The sequence below is a fragment of the Ligilactobacillus pabuli genome, assembly GCF_022836475.1.
GTDB classification, from domain to species: Bacteria; Bacillota; Bacilli; order Lactobacillales; family Lactobacillaceae; genus Ligilactobacillus; species Ligilactobacillus pabuli.
Genome location: NZ_BQXH01000027.1, coordinates 1 through 17,117, shown reverse-complemented (window position 1 = coordinate 17,117; position 17,117 = coordinate 1). Strand labels below are relative to the sequence as shown.

General features: G+C 36.8%; 20 protein-coding genes. 14 read left to right on the top strand and 6 right to left on the bottom strand.

Annotated features, from left to right (window positions below; genetic code table 11):
• Together LPAF129_RS10240 and LPAF129_RS10235 are read left to right on the top strand one after the other, a co-directional pair.
• On the top strand, positions 1-1,471 hold a 1,471-nt coding region (locus tag LPAF129_RS10240; protein ID WP_244056884.1), incomplete at its 5' end, for a cation-translocating P-type ATPase.
• Positions 1,472-1,924: 453 nt separating this feature from the next.
• On the top strand, positions 1,925-2,833 hold the full coding sequence (locus LPAF129_RS10235) for a glycine betaine ABC transporter substrate-binding protein (RefSeq protein WP_017866857.1): 909 nt from the start codon (positions 1,925-1,927) through the stop codon (positions 2,831-2,833).
• Between the two features lie 297 nt (positions 2,834-3,130).
• Here LPAF129_RS10235 and LPAF129_RS10230 read toward each other — a convergent pair whose 3' ends face one another.
• The gene (locus LPAF129_RS10230; RefSeq protein WP_373875048.1) at positions 3,131-3,247 is read right to left on the bottom strand and encodes a type I toxin-antitoxin system Fst family toxin; all 117 of its coding nucleotides are present in this window, start codon (positions 3,245-3,247) and stop codon (positions 3,131-3,133) included.
• A gap of 64 nt (positions 3,248-3,311) precedes the next feature.
• Here LPAF129_RS10230 and LPAF129_RS10225 point away from each other — a divergent pair, with 64 nt between their 5' ends.
• From LPAF129_RS10225 to LPAF129_RS10205, 5 genes are all read left to right on the top strand, one after another.
• A complete protein-coding gene (locus LPAF129_RS10225; protein ID WP_244056878.1) occupies positions 3,312-3,680 on the top strand; it encodes a hypothetical protein in 369 nt (122 codons plus the stop codon).
• 1,718 nt (positions 3,681-5,398) lie between these two features.
• A complete protein-coding gene (locus LPAF129_RS10220) occupies positions 5,399-6,172 on the top strand; it encodes a replication initiation protein (protein WP_244056876.1) in 774 nt (257 codons plus the stop codon).
• A gap of 11 nt (positions 6,173-6,183) precedes the next feature.
• Complete coding sequence (locus tag LPAF129_RS10215) at positions 6,184-6,702, top strand: DUF3450 domain-containing protein (RefSeq protein ID WP_244056874.1); 519 nt, start codon at positions 6,184-6,186, stop codon at positions 6,700-6,702.
• A 108-nt stretch (positions 6,703-6,810) separates the two neighbouring features.
• A complete protein-coding gene (locus LPAF129_RS10210; RefSeq protein WP_206462354.1) occupies positions 6,811-7,179 on the top strand; it encodes a DUF488 domain-containing protein in 369 nt (122 codons plus the stop codon).
• A gap of 19 nt (positions 7,180-7,198) precedes the next feature.
• A complete protein-coding gene (locus LPAF129_RS10205; protein ID WP_206462355.1) occupies positions 7,199-7,876 on the top strand; it encodes a Crp/Fnr family transcriptional regulator in 678 nt (225 codons plus the stop codon).
• 37 nt (positions 7,877-7,913) lie between these two features.
• On the opposite strand, the gene LPAF129_RS10200 is transcribed toward LPAF129_RS10205, so the two are convergent.
• The 3 genes from LPAF129_RS10200 to LPAF129_RS10190 form a co-directional block, all read right to left on the bottom strand.
• On the bottom strand, positions 7,914-9,767 hold the full coding sequence (locus LPAF129_RS10200; protein WP_244056872.1) for a heavy metal translocating P-type ATPase: 1,854 nt from the start codon (positions 9,765-9,767) through the stop codon (positions 7,914-7,916).
• A gap of 65 nt (positions 9,768-9,832) precedes the next feature.
• Positions 9,833-10,120 carry an iron-sulfur cluster repair di-iron protein, ric gene (locus LPAF129_RS10195; protein WP_244056869.1) on the bottom strand — a complete coding sequence of 96 codons (288 nt, stop codon included), beginning with the start codon at positions 10,118-10,120 and terminating at the stop codon, positions 9,833-9,835.
• Positions 10,121-10,139: 19 nt separating this feature from the next.
• Positions 10,140-10,373 (bottom strand): heavy-metal-associated domain-containing protein, encoded by a 234-nt coding sequence (locus LPAF129_RS10190; RefSeq protein WP_206462360.1) that lies wholly within the window; start codon positions 10,371-10,373, stop codon positions 10,140-10,142.
• A gap of 194 nt (positions 10,374-10,567) precedes the next feature.
• Here LPAF129_RS10190 and LPAF129_RS10185 point away from each other — a divergent pair, with 194 nt between their 5' ends.
• The 3 genes from LPAF129_RS10185 (at position 10,568) to LPAF129_RS10175 (ending at position 12,266) form a co-directional block, all read left to right on the top strand.
• Positions 10,568-11,050, top strand: a complete 483-nt coding sequence (locus LPAF129_RS10185) for a Dps family protein (protein ID WP_244056867.1) — start codon at positions 10,568-10,570, stop codon at positions 11,048-11,050.
• A 242-nt stretch (positions 11,051-11,292) separates the two neighbouring features.
• Complete coding sequence (locus LPAF129_RS10180; protein WP_244056865.1) at positions 11,293-11,727, top strand: hypothetical protein; 435 nt, start codon at positions 11,293-11,295, stop codon at positions 11,725-11,727.
• A 107-nt stretch (positions 11,728-11,834) separates the two neighbouring features.
• Positions 11,835-12,266 carry a hypothetical protein gene (locus tag LPAF129_RS10175; protein WP_244056863.1) on the top strand — a complete coding sequence of 144 codons (432 nt, stop codon included), beginning with the start codon at positions 11,835-11,837 and terminating at the stop codon, positions 12,264-12,266.
• A 181-nt stretch (positions 12,267-12,447) separates the two neighbouring features.
• Here the strand turns inward: LPAF129_RS10175 and LPAF129_RS10170 are convergent, their stop codons facing one another.
• On the bottom strand, positions 12,448-12,750 hold the full coding sequence (locus LPAF129_RS10170) for a type II toxin-antitoxin system mRNA interferase toxin, RelE/StbE family (RefSeq protein WP_017866852.1): 303 nt from the start codon (positions 12,748-12,750) through the stop codon (positions 12,448-12,450).
• Entirely contained in the window at positions 12,740-13,018 is a 279-nt protein-coding gene (locus LPAF129_RS10165; protein ID WP_017866853.1) for a type II toxin-antitoxin system RelB/DinJ family antitoxin, read from the bottom strand. Before LPAF129_RS10165 ends, LPAF129_RS10170 begins: the two co-directional genes overlap by 11 nt.
• Before the next feature lie 98 nt (positions 13,019-13,116).
• On the opposite strand from LPAF129_RS10165, the gene LPAF129_RS10160 reads away from it, so the two are divergent.
• The 4 genes from LPAF129_RS10160 to LPAF129_RS10145 form a co-directional block, all read left to right on the top strand.
• Positions 13,117-13,704, top strand: coding sequence for a site-specific integrase (locus LPAF129_RS10160; RefSeq protein ID WP_244056862.1), 588 nt, complete (start codon positions 13,117-13,119; stop codon positions 13,702-13,704).
• 31 nt (positions 13,705-13,735) lie between these two features.
• Complete coding sequence (locus LPAF129_RS10155; protein WP_010499829.1) at positions 13,736-14,128, top strand: bleomycin resistance protein; 393 nt, start codon at positions 13,736-13,738, stop codon at positions 14,126-14,128.
• A 344-nt stretch (positions 14,129-14,472) separates the two neighbouring features.
• Positions 14,473-15,630: a cation:proton antiporter gene (locus LPAF129_RS10150; protein ID WP_017866855.1), complete on the top strand. Its 1,158-nt coding sequence runs from the start codon at positions 14,473-14,475 to the stop codon at positions 15,628-15,630.
• A gap of 201 nt (positions 15,631-15,831) precedes the next feature.
• On the top strand, positions 15,832-17,117 hold a 1,286-nt coding region (locus LPAF129_RS10145; protein WP_244056861.1), incomplete at its 3' end, for an HAD-IC family P-type ATPase.

Sequence of the window (17,117 nt, the reverse complement as noted above, 5' to 3'; positions counted from 1 at the left end):
GCGTAAGGCAGTTTTAGTACGAGAAAAATTACTACAAGAAAGTAAAATAGTCCGGACCTTACCTTTTAGCAGTAGTCGTAAAATGATGAGTGTGATTGTTAAACACAATGATAAATATACTTTGTTTACTAAAGGTGCACCTGATGTGTTAATCAAACACAGCACGGGGATCCTAGTTGCTGACCAAGTCGAACAGTCAGAGCAAGCACGAACTACTTTTTTAACCACCGTTGACCACTATGCTGACGATGCTTTAAGAACTTTAGCCGTAGGGCAAAGGACTCTTAGTAAAGAAGAGGCTTTGCATGGCACAACTGAATCCTTAGAACAGTCCTTGGTGTTAACCGGAGTCGCTGGAATTATTGACCCGCCACGGGAAGAAGTTAAAACTTCTGTTAAAACCTTGCACAATGCCAATATTGAAGTCGTCATGATCACAGGAGACCATGAAAAAACTGCCCGGGCAATTGCTTTAGATCTGGGGATCATTGCAGACAAAACTGCCCCGGTCCTTAAAGGGATCGATATTGAAAAAATGAACGACGACGAACTTTTTGACAAGGTTAAAGTTACTGACGTTTATGCACGAGTCTCACCTGAGCATAAGCAACGTATCATTAAGCAATTACAACGATACCAACAGATCACCGCCATGACTGGTGACGGGATCAACGATGCGCCAGCTTTACGTGTGGCCGATATTGGTGTTGCTATGGGAATCACTGGGACAGAGGTTACTAAAGATTCGGCCGATTTAATTTTACTAGATGACAAATTCACTACCATTGAAAGAGCGGTCAAAGGTGGCCGCACAATTTATGGTAATATTAAAAACTTTATGCGGCATGAGTTAACTACCAACGTTGCGGAAGTTTTAGCTATCCTGCTTGGTTTATTATTCTTTAATCAAACTGTTGGCCATGTGCCAGGCACAACACCAACCTTGACTGCTCTCATGGTTTTATGGGTCAATATGGTCAGTGACGCTATACCGTCGTTTTCTTTAGCATATGATGTCCCTGAAGATAATATCATGACACAAAAACCACGAGATCCTGCCGAATCAGTCTTAGCCAACCATGTTTGGTCACGAGTTTTAATCCGTGGTTTCTTTATGGGGCTATTAGTATTCTTAGCCTTTTTATGGGCTGCACACCAAGAAATGACCAGTCAACAAGCACAAACTGTGGCTTTTCTAACTTTAGTTTATGGTCAACTGTGGCACGTTTTTGACGCACGTAGTAGCAGAACTTTATTTGAAAGAAATCCTTTTGAAAATAAGTATTTAGTTGTTGCTGTGTTATTTGCCGGGATCAGCTCATTTCTAATTACTATTATTCCCTTTTTCCAGCTTGTTATGGGGACAGCTTCTTTATCGTGGCCTGTTTATTTACTCGTTTTATTAGTCCCAGCAGTCCCAACTTTAATTTTATCTGGCTTAAAAGAGCTCTTTAAGATTAAAATTTGGTAGTTTCTCGTAAAAACAGTCTACGTGTTTTTAATAACTCTGGATAAGTCCCAGTTATGTTAAATAGGTCCACTCCAAAATTGAGTGGACCTATTTTTGTGCAAAAATAGAACCTCCTGATGCTCTACCAGGAGGCCGAATGTCATTCGTAGTCACTTTCAGACTTGGGGATCAATCCAAGTCGACTAGAAGGTGAATCTCAATGACCATTTCCCTCAACATTATTATAACATAGCTTTTTACTATGCTAGAAACTGCTAGAAATTTGCCAAAAAGTCTGCGAAATGAAAAAAGCTAAGCTACGTTACAGTACAATCATAAATATGTGACGCTTAAGAAGGGGCCATTTATCTGGGAACTTTGCAGCAGGACCACCATGTGGTGTATGATATACTATCATATACCGCGGTATTTATTCCCAAAATGAACTAATCACAAATTGTAAGGAGTCAACATTTGAAAAATAACATTTACCATTATATAAAATTCCTACTAGCTTTTTTTACCTTAATGATTATACTTACTGCCTGTGGAGACCCTCCAACATATAAAGAAAATCAAAAACTGGGCAAACAGGTGAATTATACTATCACAGGTATTGAAGCAGGCGCTGGTTCAATGGAAAAAACTGAGGACGCTTTAAATAAATATGGATTAAAAAAGGCCAATTGGCAAATTATGCCAACTTCAACAGCAGCTATGACTAGTACTTTAGATAAAGCAGTCAAACACAAGCAACCAATCGTAGTTCTTAGTTGGCAGCCCCATTGGATGGTTGCAAAATATTCCTTGAAATTTTTAAAGGACCCAAAACATGTTTATGGCCATGGTGAATCAATGCGCACCATAGCAAGACTCGGCTTTAGGAAAGAAAATCCTGGGGCTGCAAAACTATTAAAACAGTTTAATTGGACGTTAGACATGGCTGTCCCACTAATGTTAAAAATTAATGACGGTATGGATACTCAAAAAGCAATAAATGAATTTATTGAAACCCATCCTAAACAGGTAAAAAAATGGACCAAAGGCGTCCCAGCAGGTAAAGGTAAGAAAGTTAATTTAGTTTACACACCGTATGATTATGAAATAGCAGCAACGAGGTTAGTAAAAACTCTTTTAAAACAAAAAGGTTACAATGTAACTATGAGACAGTTAGATATAGGTGTCATGTGGAGCTCTATTGCACATGGTAGTTCGGATGCAACCGTAACAGTAGAATTACCAGTCACTAATCAATTATATGCTAAAAAATATCAAGGCAAATATGATGAACTTGCTAAAAATATGCAACACGCTAAGACAGGTTTAGCGGTGCCTAAATATATGAAAGATATAAATACGATAGATGATTTAAAAAACAAATAATTTTGAATCCTGCCTTAACCTTATTTGCAATAAACCAGTTGATTTAATAAATTAAAGTCTCAGTTATGCTAAAAAGAAACTTCTGATACGCTAAACTAGCTTTTATTAAAGCTAGTTTTAGTCATGTTATAGTAAGTAAACCTAGAAATTGCTCTACTTTTAGGAGCATGTTATAATTAAACTGCGAATTGAGAATAGATTTTGCATAAAGACGCAATAACCACCCCTACCAGACATAGGGGTGGTTATTTTTTTCGCTAGATGCGACGGCTAGCGACGAGTTGAATGGCAACTCGCTTAGCGATCATTGTCTTCGTCCTTTTCGTCCAACCAACGAAAAAATAGCTCTTTAGATATACCTACCAGAATAGGTGCAATAATTATTGAGAATAGATCTTGTAACAAAAGACGCACCCCCTTTGGGGGCAAGTTGCCAGTTAAAAGTATAACATTTGTTTCACTTTTAGGAGGGACCTTTATGGATTTAGATTTTCAGCATAACCAGTTTGATCTTTTTACTGACTGGCGACCCAACCAAACTAAAAAAGAATTTACGCAAAAACTGCAACAACAAGCTCAAGCAGAAAAAGTACAACTGCCCCACTTATTAACTCGTGACGACTTAAAAAAACGCTGGGACATGAACTCTCGACAAAGTGTTCATCAAGTCGCTAGCAAACTCGATTTTCCGGCCCCAGTTTATACTTTCAACCAAGGTAAAACACTACTTTATTTAGAAACTGAAATCCAGATTTATGAAATCAATCATCCTTGGATTATTAGTCCAGCCGATCGGTTCAATTATAGTCAATGGATTTTTGAGAATGTGATCGATTCTGACGACTAGCTTCACTTGAATTTGGCCTTGTTAGCGCTAGCCTTCTGCTACAAAACCACCACGTTTTTTTAGTGGGAAACTACCCTTTGACAGTCGTCAAGGGTGTAAGTGCGCATTCCTGTCATTTTTGACAGGTCTGATTGCGCCTTTTTGTTCTTTTGAGCTAACCTTTCGCCTGCTATCTTTGTTTTTACTTAGTTGACTTTTTAGGTGTTTTTGAACTTAACGGTGGATTTAAGTTTATATCTATGTTTGGAAGTTAATTTTTTTAGTTACGTTTTCAGCATTTTTTAGGAATTTTTATTTTAGTCTTGGGAAACTATTTGAGGTAACTTAGGTCGGCCTTGGTAACTCCAGCCACAGAACAATGTGGAGAGGGTGGAGTTACCAAGGCCGACCGGCTCTTAACCACGTCATGACACTTTTTCTAAGTCCAAAAGTGTAGAATCGTTGCTACAGCTATTCTACAGTAATTCTACACTTAGACTAATTCATAAAGGTAAAGCTCAACGGCATAATTTAAGGATTTCGTTAATAGTTCAGGCCCATTTATCGTCCGGTTGTTAGCTTGTTTTTTTTTGGTCAACTACTTAATTAAATTTATTTTCGCTTTATTTAAGCTTATTAGGGCTTTTAAGCGCTTCAACTGGTTGAATGGATGATTTATCGTTATTAGCTTTTAAAGTGCTCTTAGTAGCCTTATTTACGTTTTAAATTGGATCGCAGCCTGAAATGAGTCTAGTTTTTGTTTTTTGGTTTTGAGCTTGAATCTGCTTTATGCTTTTGACTTGATTTTGTGGTGTGGAATTTGAATTTTATCTTTTGTGATAATAATTAGTCGGGGATTTAGTTGGGGGGATCTTAATAACATTGTTTAGTATTGTGTTTTTGACTGTGCTAAAGGTCTTTTTTTGTAACTCCAGCTACAAAACAACGTGGAGGGGGTGGAGTTACAAAAAACGACCGGCTATAAACCGCTATGTAACAACATTTTACTTAATGAAAGTGTAAAGTGCATTTTACACTTACTTTACGGCTATTTTACACTTGCTTGTCAGATTTGGGGATTTTATTTAGATGTTTTGTAGCAATAATTACTTAGTAGTATTGTCAAGTGTGTAATAAATATTTGTGTTTAGTGACTTGCTCTGAGGGCGTGCCCGAAGATTTTCTGCTAACATGTTTTGAACTTAGCAAAGGAGCCGGAGGCGACTGCGCAATGAGCGGAGCGAATGGAGTTAAATGTGAGAGTGGTTTGCTCTCACACCTTTTGGGGGCAAACGACCGGAGGGAGTGCGCAGCGAACAAGGTGAGCGGAGTTTTAATGTGCAAGTGAACTTTTGCTTGCACTCCTTTTTAAGCGAGGGAACCGAGCTTGGTTTTTGATCTTGTTTTTTTCTGGAAATTTTTTATTTTTTTTGTAAAAAAGGCCTCACGCGCGCGCTCAAAAATACATTAAAAAAATACATTAATATCTATTTCTTTAATACTTTTAAATACTTTAGGGAACGACAAATCCTTTATTACCAATGGTTACAGCGTAGATATATACCTTTTTTGTACGTCATATATACCTTTTTTGTACGTCATATATACCTTTTTTGTACGTCATATATACCTTTTTTGTACGTTATGTGTACCTTTTTTGTACGTCATATATATCCTTACTTGTAAAATAACGCTTTATGGAGTATAAATACTTTAAAGGATATAAAAGGAGCGATTATGTGAGAGGTAACGATGTTGTAAACAAAAAAGCAAACTTGATGATTAACGATTTACTGGCTCGAGAAAATTATCTGGTTGTACAAGCTAATGATCTGGCTAAAGCATTTGGAGGTTTAACTTCTTTCCAACATAAAATTTTAGATTTTGCTATTAGTTTTGTAAAAGCTGATAGTACACCGTTTGAATCTTATGATGTTCAAATTTTATCTATACTTCATCATTTAGGACTTAACTCTTCTGGTCAGAATTACAAAAGGGTAGCGGAGGCTTTTAAAGCCCTTAACGAAAATACAGCATTATACTTTAAGATAATGCGTCCTAATGGAAAAATTGGTGTTCGTATGACACAACTTTTTAGCAGAATCGACATGTTTGAAGATGGATCTATTAGATTTAAATTTTCCGAAGACGCCGCTCCTTATATTTTTGATCTTAGAAAAAACTTTTATTCATTTAAATTAAGTGAACTAGCAACAATCAAATCAAAGTACAGTCTAATTATGATGAAATTATGGGAAGCTAATAAAATGGGAAATGAGCAAAATGTTACTATCAGTGGTTCTCTAGAAGATTGGGAAAGTTGGTTTTTAGGAAAAGACACTCGTTGGCCAGCCGGAAAATTTGGTCAGAAAGCTTTAGATGTTGCTATTAAAGAACTTACACAAAAGCTAGGCGTTTGGTTTACCGTTACGAAACAAAAAAGAGGTCGATCTATTGTGGGTTATGAAATCACAATTCATGGTAAAGACACTAAAAGGAGTCAACTAAGCTAGGAGAAAAAAAGATGAAAACCGTAAAAGATTTAGCAGTTGAGCTAAAAGTTACCCCTCAATATATAAATAGAGTAATAAATCAACTGCCTACTCAAAAAAAGCCAAAACAAGTTAACCACTCTTATCAAATAGATGAGAGTGCTGAGACTGCTATAAAGGGTTTTATGAGCGTTAGACATAGATCTAAAGAAACAAAACAACAAAGAAACAAAAGTTTAAATGTTTCTTTGTTGCAAGAAAAAATAACGGCTCAATTAGAACAAGAAAATCAGTCTCTACGACAACAACTTGAAACTAAAGATAAACAGATTGAAAAACTCCTTAATCAAAACGAGCATATACAAAAATTAGTAGACCAAGAACAACAGCTACATTTAGCAGATCAAAAGCGAATAGATCAACTTGAACAACCTACAAATGAACAATCTGATACAAATCAACATAATAGTCAGACAACGAATAGCAGTGACAGGCAACAAGAAAAACAGCCTAAAAAGGGCTTCTTCAATCGCTTTTTTGGCAGTAAATAAGAGGGTCCATTTGTGAGAAATACCCCCTAAGGTACTGACCTGATTTATTTATGGATAAGTAACAAGCTAAATTTGAATTTAATTTTGATATATTTAAGGAGGTTTACTTTGATAAAAATACAGCGTATTTATTCATCTAATTCAACACAACCTGGTTATCGAATATTAATAGATCGTCTTTGGCCTCGTGGAATTTCCAAGACTAAAGCAAATCTTGATGATTGGGACAAGTCAATTGCTCCTTCAAATGAACTTCGTAAATGGTTTAATCATGATCCACAGAAATTCTCTAAATTTAGTAAAGCATATCGAAAAGAATTGGCTGAAAATCTGGAGACACCCGAATTTATTGCCAAAATCACGTCAAAAATGGTAAATAGTGATATTATCTTACTTTATAGCGCTAAAGATAAAGAGCATAACCAGGCTATAGTATTGCGTAACTATCTCCGAGAAAAGCTAAGCATTAAAAGCTAGGGAGGGAAGGTGAGTGCATATGCAGTCTACTGAAAAAAAACAGTGTGTCTCATTGGTACCGATTTTTGCCAACTTAGATGAAAATGAACTAACTAAGCTATCTCAAAAGGTTACTAGTAGAAAGGTGTCTAAGGGAGAATTTCTATATAATTTCACGGATCAAAATGACACTTTATATATCGTGCATCAAGGACAATTAAAAAATTACCAGATTCTAGAAAACGGCGAAGAACAACTAATTCGTTTATTAGGACCTGGGGAGTTCATTGGAGTGTGGAGTATTTTTAGAACTAAACAATCTCATGATGATCTAGTAGAGGCCATTAGTAATACAGAAATTTGTCAATTAACTCAACAAGACTTTAAAAAAGTTCTAATACAATATCCGGAGATTAGTATAAACCTTTTACAACAGCTTTCAGAACGCTTAGAGGTCTCTGAACAACAAGTCGCAACTATCGCACATACTTCAGTTGCTGACCGCATTATTTCATATCTAACTAGTCTTATTCCAGAAGAAACTATGGAAAATAAACCTATTTCAATAGAATTACCAATGTCACGTAAGTCCTTGGCGTCTTATCTAGGGACAACGCCAGAGTCCATTTCTCGTGGCTTTAAAAAGTTAGAAAGACAGGGTATGATAACATCTACTTCAAGTAAAAAAATTCGCATAAATAAGCTTAGTTCTGTATAAAGTAAAAAAGAGGGCGTGTTTGTTGACACCCTCTTTTTTACTTTAAACGATAGTTTAATAAACGAATTGCATTAAGGATTACCACCAGAATACTTGCCTCATGAACAAACATCCCGATCCCCATATTGATCCAACTACTAAACAAAAGACTAGTCAAAAGAAAAACTACTACTCCTACTGCAATAACAATATTTTGCAACATATTATGACTTGTAGCCTTAGCCAACTTAAGAGTCGGTACTAACCGGTCAAAATCCGAATTCATTAAAACAATATCTGAAGTATCGATCGCAACATCTGTCCCATTTCCCATAGCGATCCCCGTATTAGCTGTTGCTAATGAAGGACTGTCATTAACTCCGTCACCTACAAAAGTAACGTTCTGTCCTTTCTTTTGTAGCTCCGTAATATAGGCAGCTTTATCCTCGGGCATCATATTTCCCTTCGCCTCGGTTAAACGTAAATTTTGAGCAACTTGATTTACCGTTCCTTGATTATCCCCTGATAGGAGGATCAAATTTTTAACTCCTAGCTTTCTAAGTCTTAATAATTCAGACTTTACATTTGGTCGTAACTGATCTTTAATGCCCAAGATTAAAGCTAACTGATTATTTATAGCCATAAAAACTAGGGAGTTTCCTTCACTTTCCAGCTGCTCACTACGTGCTATCTCTCCCGGTCCCAATTTAATCTGATTGTTTTTCATTAACTGTAAATTTCCTAAAACGACTTTTACACCCTTGACAGTTGCAATAATCCCACCACCTTTAATAACTTGTGTTTGGCTTACTGGATATCTTGTAACATTTGGGTAAGTTTTGACCACCGCTTGGGCTAACGGATGATCACTTTCAGCTTCTATACTTACTAGAGTACTAATGGCCTTGTTCTCATTAATTTCAGGATTTGAAATAACTTTATTCACTTGTGGAGCACCAACCGTTAGTGTGCCAGTTTTATCAAAAACCATAGTATCAACTTTGCTAAAATTTTGTATTGTTTCACTACCTTTTAGTAGTATGCCATGCTTGGCGCCATTTCCGATCCCAGCCACGTTTGAAACAGGAATTCCAATAACCAAAGCACCTGGGCAGCCCAGAACTAAGACGGTTACAGCTAATTCGATATCTTTGGTGATTAAGCCTACAACAATCGCCAATAGTAAAACAGCTGGTGTATAGTACTTAGAAAATTTGTCAATAAAACGTTCGGCGTTGGATTTTGAATCCTGAGCTTCTTCCACTAGTTCAATAATTTTACCGAATGCTGTCTCTTCTCCGACTCTCTCAGCTTGCAGCTGAAATGTTCCATTTTCCAGGATAGTCCCAGCATAAACTAACGATCCAGCCTGTTTGGCAGCAACCTTAGATTCCCCTGTGATACTAGCTTCATTAACATATCCAGAACCACTAATGACCTTACCATCAACTGGAACCTTTCCGCCGGTTTTAACTAAAAGAGTATCTCCCTGAGTAACTTCATCAATTGAGACCTCCACAAACTTACCGGTTTGATCTTTTTTCAAGCTGACCTCTGGTGCCATTTCGGTCAGAGATTTGATTGCCTTTCGTGTCTTACTGAGAGTCGCCTGTTCTAAAAAATGCCCCGCTAAAAAGAGAAATGTTACCACCGCAGCCTCTTCATAACTTTTAACAAAAAAAGCGCCTAATACTGCAATCGTTACTAAGACATCGATACTAACTACTTTGACCTTTAAAGATTGAAAGGCTTGGACAGCAATCGGTAAGACCCCTGCAACCCCCGCAATTATTAACGCCACTGGAACTATTTTCCCTCGCGTTAGAAAAAAATGATCTGCTAACGCTAGTAAAAGCAAAGAGCCATTTATAATTGTCAGCTCTTTTTTATGAGCCAAAATATACTTTTGCATCTTAATTTTCCTTTCTGATATAAAAGCAGGTACTTTTCACAGCACCTGCTTTTATACTTTCTAACCTATTCTCCTGTACTGTATGCATGGTCTAAGTCACGCAAAAAGGTATAAGTCTTTTCCATTGTTGGGCACGCGTCTGCCGGGATCGTATAATTATCAGTCAATTTTCTAATTTCTTGGTACTCCGCACTAACATCTTCATTAGCCCGAGTTTTTGCTTCTATTTTGTCAAATAGCTCATGCACCTTGAAAGTTTCGGGGTGGTTTTTGCCATGTGCGCGAGTGATTGCTAAAGTGTAAGTCTCTAAATTTGGGAAATATTCTTCTTGTAGTTCGCTATATTTGCTCATTCTTTGTCTCCTTCTTTCATTAAGCAGCTACAACTTTTGACTTAATTACTGGATAACCAAGATCTTCTATAGCCTTCTCGATATCTTTAACAGTTACCTTTTCTTCATCGAAGTTAACCTTCAACTTACTAGCATTAAACATTACCTTAATACTAGGTTTATCAACTCCCTTAACCGAAGCAACTGCGGCTTCGATCTTTTGCATACAGGTCGGGCATGCCAATTCCTCTAGGTTAATAACAGCTTTCTTCATCATAAAGATCTCCTTTCTTGCCTCTTTCTATTATGTAGTATAAGTAACTCTTCCTTTTTTATAATTGATTACTGTCAATTTTTTGATAAAAAGCAATTTATATTTTTTCTAAATGTTTTGGATATACCTTATATTTCAAGGGACAATACACTATTATAATAGTGTATTAAAAATTATTTTAGGAGGAAAGTATCATGAATCAAAAATATGATTATCCCCAAACACGGGCACAACTTAACCAGCTCGTAGCTGACCTAGAACAGGCCCAGACTAATGTTCATCAAACTCACTGGTATATGCGGGGCAAACAATTTTTCACCTTACATCCGGAAATGGATGAATTTAATGAAACTTTTGCTGATGAAGAAGATCAGGTTGCGGAACGTTTGATTGCTTTAAATGGAGCACCATTTGCAACAACACATGAATTTATCGAACAAACTGGTTTACCGGACGAAAAGATCAAATTTAATCAATACACACTGCCTGAATTAATGCAACGTTTAGTAGATAATTTCAGATATCTTAGGGATCAATTTCAAAAAGCAATCGAAGTCACTGACAAAGAAAATGATCAACCAACGCAAGATATGATCAACGGATTTAAGATCGATGTTGATAAGAAAATCTGGATGTTAAATGCCTACCTTGATAAAGGCCCATTTGACGGCGAATAAATGATTACTTTATTTACTATTGATCCATATAGTGTCTGAATTTTTGTTTCGTATGCTATCGAAAACTCAACTAGGTCTAAAGATGATATTAGAAAGGGCGCGTAGTCTTTAAAAACTACGCGCCTTTTCTATCTAAATATAAAAATTCTATCAACATCAACAACCATAAAGTTGATTTCTCATTTGATGGTCCTGTCCAAAAGGTTATTGAGGAAAACAAACTTGTATTTGACCCTAACTCATTGTTATCTCAAATTTCAGCAATTGGTGGAAAAATTGAAGCCGGTGATATTACCACGACTAGTAACATTAGTGCCGGTGATCATGTGTTGACGCTACAGCTTAAGTCTACCATTGAGCACAAAGGCCAAGATAACACGACTTATGATTTAGGATATGCTATCACCCTTAAGATCCATATGCACAAATATAATGGCTCAACAGTACCGGTAGGAGTTTCAGCAACGGACGTTGAAAAGTATAATAATAATCTTGATACTATTTTTAAGGCGGCTAAAGATACAGCTAAGTTTGCACTTAGCATTGAAAACTACAGGTCAACATTACTCTCGTCTGCGCTAGAAGCTCTTCCTAAGGATCCTGAACCAGTAACAGCTTTTATCTTTGTATTGGGCTCCACAACTGTAGTAGTAGCTATGTTACTTCTTGCCGCTTAAATAAATAAAAAAAGCAAGCGCCATATTGAGCGCTTGCTTTTTTACCGCTCTTATGAGAAATTTATAGGTGGTTTTCACATTTATTAAAAATTTAAAAGAGGATTTTCATGGTTACTTTAACTTATTTATTACTTTTTTTAACACTGCTTGCTTCTGTACTTTACTTTTACACTAAAAAGAAAGCAAAAAAACAAATAGAAAATATCATTGTACTTGGGAAGTTACCAATATTATATGGAAAACATTATCATACTTTTAAAAAAATAGACAAACTACGTCTTTTATTTGGAGCAATAGCGTTAATCACCCTTACAATTGGCATATATGCTGCTACTGTTGACCATGAGCTAACAACGCTTGGACTTGCAGACGCTATTTGCTTCTTCTCTCTATTTTTTGCTTTTTTAATGGAACTTTTACAGATTAAAAATATGCAAAAATACAAAATTCAATATGCCCCTGAACTAAAAATTTCAAATAAAGAGAAAAAATTAGACTTATATCTATTTACTTACTTTGTTTTTGCTTTTTTCTTTTAGGTATTCTATTTTTCTTAATAGTATAAACTTTTATTCAGGGTCCATTATTGAGTAATGGACCCTCGGAAAAGTTGTTAAATCAACCCTTTAATGGTAAGCTAAATTTTAAGGGGCAAAAACTACCACTAAAATATAAAAATAGCCCCTGATTTTTTAACAAAATCAGAGGCTATTTTAAAGCTTATTGCGCTAAAATTTCATGCGGTCCGGTTGTGACCAACAGCAAGATCAGCTCTGTGTGATCAATGCGATAAACTACGATCCAGCCGTCATAATTTTTTCCGTAATTACCATAACGAGCTGGATGAAATTCGCGATATCCGTGCCATTTTCCTTGTAGCGCATGATCTTTGATCCGTTTTAATGTGGCTTGATCTTGCGCCACGATCGCTGCAACACATGGTTTTAAAATTTCAATCGGGAAGTGTTTTTTCTTCAGCTTTTTTAGTTCACGTTCGAAAGCTTTCGTGGCCTTAATCTTCATCTAACTGATCAATCCAATCGTTAAAGTCAGTGACTGAACCAATCTCAGTAACTTCACCTTTTTCAGCTTCTGCTTTGGCAGCTAGTGCTTCCGGAGAATCTAAAAAATTAAGCAAACGAACTTCGTTATTGGCCGCTTTAACCAACGACAAACGGACATATTCCGAAACAGTCAATCCTTGTTTGGCCAGATTGGCTTTCGCGCGTTCACTGATCTCATTGGTGACTCGTGTGGAGATGGTTTTATCTTTTATGGTTGCATTACTCATTTAATTCACCTTCCAGTTTTTCGTTTACGTTCGTATTACATTTACAGTATAAATAAATCTTTTACTAAAAGCAAATTTAACTTAAGGAAGTTATCAGTATGGAACAAAAAGTTTTACCGATCAAAGATTCTAACGTTTTACATCAAGTTCAACGTTGTTTAATAGAAAATTTTAAGGCTGGCCGGCGCAATTACACCATTTTTCAGCTCGGCAAGGCAACTTTGTTGCGTGTCAGTGACATTCTCAAGCTCAAACGGATAGATGTCTTCGATGAAGGGGGAAACGTGCGTCTCAACACGTATCTCCACGACCAAAAAACGGGGAAAGCCAACCGCTTATACTTAAAACCGGTCATTGGCGACCTCTTAGCCTACCAACAGTGGTTACAACAGGAAAATCTAATCTCGCCCTGGCTCTTTCCCTCCACGCAGCACCCGGACCAGCATTTGACCGAGAAACAGTTTTACAAGATCATGCGTAAAGTGGGCGATCTGTTGAATTTGGACTATTTGGGAACCCATACTATGCGCAAAACCGGCGCGTACCGCGTCTATGTCCAATCAAACTACAATATCGGGCTGGTTATGCACCTCCTAAACCATAGCAGTGAGGCTATGACACTGGCTTATCTGGGTTTAGATCAAGCCAGTACCGAGGAAATGTTAGATAATATCGACTTTGGATAATAAATTAAAACTAATTTAGAGGTGCTTATTAATGAATTTCAACAAAACAATTCCTGAATTGTCTGTCTTTGATATTAATAAATCAAAGAATTTTTATCTAAATGTTTTAGGAGCTAAAATTGAATATGAGCGTCAGGAAGATAAATTTGTGTTTCTGTCCCTAGAAGAAAATCAATTAATGCTGGAAGAAATACATGACAATGGTTGGAATATCGGAGAATTAACTTATCCTTTAGGACAAGGAATAAACATTTCTTTGGAAATAAAAAATGTCGATTCAATCTATCAAAGAGTTAAAGAACATAATATTACCTTATACCGTGACATGAAGATTAGTCACTACACTGGAGCCAATGAAATAATCAAGCAAAAAGAATTTCTGTTGCAAGATCCCAATGGATATTTGTTAAGACTTACAAACTAAAACCAAAAGCTATTTGCTATTTGCGTCGTACTAGGTTTTTCTTGCATATCTCAATACTCCATGCTACTCTTAAATAAATAATTATTTCTATGTTTATGCGTAGCTGTTAGAATAATTTTCTAACAGCTATTTCTATGAGCAAAAAACAACTTTAACTAAAAAGTCTGCTTCTTCATGTCACAGATAATTTTTGCTTATACTAAACTCTGCTCTATACGAGGTTTGTTTTATTGCTAAATTTAAATAGTTTTGGTTGAAGTTTCGACTTTCAAGAATTTTCCTTGGTTTGGGTTGCCAAGGATTTTTGGAAGTCTTTTTTTTTTTAATTAGAAGGAGATTTTGTAATGGAATTTATTGGTTCGTTATGTTTAATTTTAATTTCAACTGCCATTGGCGGTCATTTTAGTGCCCGGCTCAATTTACCAGCCGTGATTGGTGAATTATTGGTCGGCATTTTATTAGGGCCTGCGCTACTTAATTGGCTCCAGCCAAACGACTTTATCCACTTCTTTTCTGAGATCGGGGTCGTTATTTTAATGTTTATTGCTGGTCTCGAAAGCGACCTTTCGCTACTCCGTCGTTTTATTCGGCCAAGTACTTATGTTGCTGTTGTGGGTATGCTTTTTCCTATTCTTATCGCTTACTTAACAGGCTTATATTTCCACTTTTCACAGTTGGAAAGTATCTTTCTGGGAGTGACTTTTGCAGCCACCTCCGTTTCAATTTCAGTCGTTGTCCTCCAAGAAATGAAACAACTCGATAGTCACGAAGGAACTACTATTCTAGGAGCCGCTGTTGTAGATGATGTTTTAGCCGTAATTGTTTTAAGTATCCTCATCAGTTTTTCTGGTGGTCAAGTTAATAGTAGCGGCAACAAGCAAAATCTTGTTCTTTCGCTTTTGCTTCAAATTGGTTACTTTGTTTTACTTTTTGTTTTAGGTCGCTGGGTTATTCCTTATGTGATGCATTTTAGCTCCAAACTGTTAGTTCCCGCTTCTGAAACACTAATTTCATTAGTTCTTTGTCTGGGATTAGCTGATTTAGCTGATATCACAGGCTTAAGTACTGTAATCGGAGCCTTTTTTGCTGGATTAGCTATCGGTCAAACTGATTATAAAGTTCTAATTGATCGTAATATCGAACCGATCGGTTATGCAGTATTTATTCCAGTCTTTTTTGTTAGCATTGGGCTTAATATGACCTTTACGGGGATTATTAATGATTTTTGGCTCTTTTTTGTTCTCTCGATCGGTGGGATTCTTTCAAAATTATTGGGCGCTGGTCTTGGTGCCAAACTAGCACATTTTTCCTGGCCAAGTTCTTTCATGATCGGTGCTGGCATGGTTTCACGAGGAGAAATGGCTTTGATCATTGCTCAATTGGGGCTTCAAAGTCACTTACTATCTATTGACCGGTATTCTGCTGTGATCGGGGCCATTATTATAACCACATTGATTGCACCATTTTTACTAAGAGGAACTATTTCCAAAATAAACCACTAACATAATTCACTTAACTAGTTTTGCTAGGTTAAAAATTTGCAAAAAACACTAAATTTTAGTATTCTGTGGTAAGTATTCTTTTTCAACACAAAAATATAGCATAGGTTGAAGCGCAAGCTTTCAAGATTTTTCTTCCAAGGGTGAGGGAGATCTTGTTAGCTTGCGTTTTTTGTCTTTTATCGTTAAGGAGAGGTGACGTAAATGGAAGTCTACCAACAAGAAAAAACAGCCCTTCTCAAACAACTTCACGTTAATCCAAAAAAAGGGTTATCTGCAACACAAGTAACTGATCACCGAGAAAAATGGGGCGAAAACAAACTACCTGAAAAGAAAGAAGCTCCTTATTGGAAAGTTTTCTTGAAAAATTTTAAAGAGCCGATTGTAATCGTGCTTATGGGTGCAATTGTCCTTTCACTACTAAGCGCTTTTTATGACATTCAAGTTCAAGGTCATGTTAAAAGTGGCCGTGAATCGTTATATGAAGCAGCAGCTATTTTTATTTTGATCGTCATAAATGCCTTTTTAGGCTTTTGGCAAGAAATCAGTGCTCGTAAGAGCCTAAACGCCTTACAAGAAATGAATGATCGGCATACAACTGTTTTACGTGACAGCAAATGGCAGAGTATCCCTACAACTGAAATGGTTGTGGGCGATATTGTTAATAATCAAGTGGGTGATTTTGTCGAAGCTGATATTCGTTGGCTAGACGTTAACGAATTACAAGTGATTGAGGCCCATTTAACTGGAGAAGCTGATGCAATCGAAAAAAATACTGCGCCAATTCCCACAGAAGTTGAGGTCGGCGATCAAACAAACATGGGCTTTTCTGGCTCCACTGTCTCCAACGGACAAGGTCTCGGCGTAGTTGTTGCAGTGGGCAGTCAAACCCAGTTAGGCGATATTGCGCAAATGATCCAAGCCGTGGAAACCAAACCGTCCCCTTTACAAAACACCGTCAAGAGCCTAACTAAAACACTAATGTTAGTTTCAGCAGCTTTGGTTATTTTTACTTTTGTTGCTGGCATCATTAAGGCTGGGGAATTTACTTTTGCCTCATTTGCTGCGATTCTATCTACTTCCATTGCTTTAGCTGTCGCCTCCATTCCTGATGCCCTACCTGCTGTTTTATCCATTGTTCTAACTATTGGAGCTCGAAAAATGGCCCAAAATCAAGGCTTGATCAAATCTTTGAATAGTGTCGAAACACTTGGTGCTACTTCCTATATTTGTTCCGATAAAACCGGAACCCTAACTAAAAATGAAATGACTGTTGTTAAATATTATGCCAATGGTTTTGCTTATGCAGTCAGTGGTTTAGGCTATAATCCAAGCGGGCAAATTTCGAGTGAGGACGCTCCTTCTATTAGTAATTCACAAGATTTTTTAACCGGTGCTGTTCTGTGTAATGAATCTTCGCTTCAAAAAAACGACCATGGTGACTATGAGCCGCTAGGCACCCCGACTGAAGTTGCTTTAACTGTCTTAGG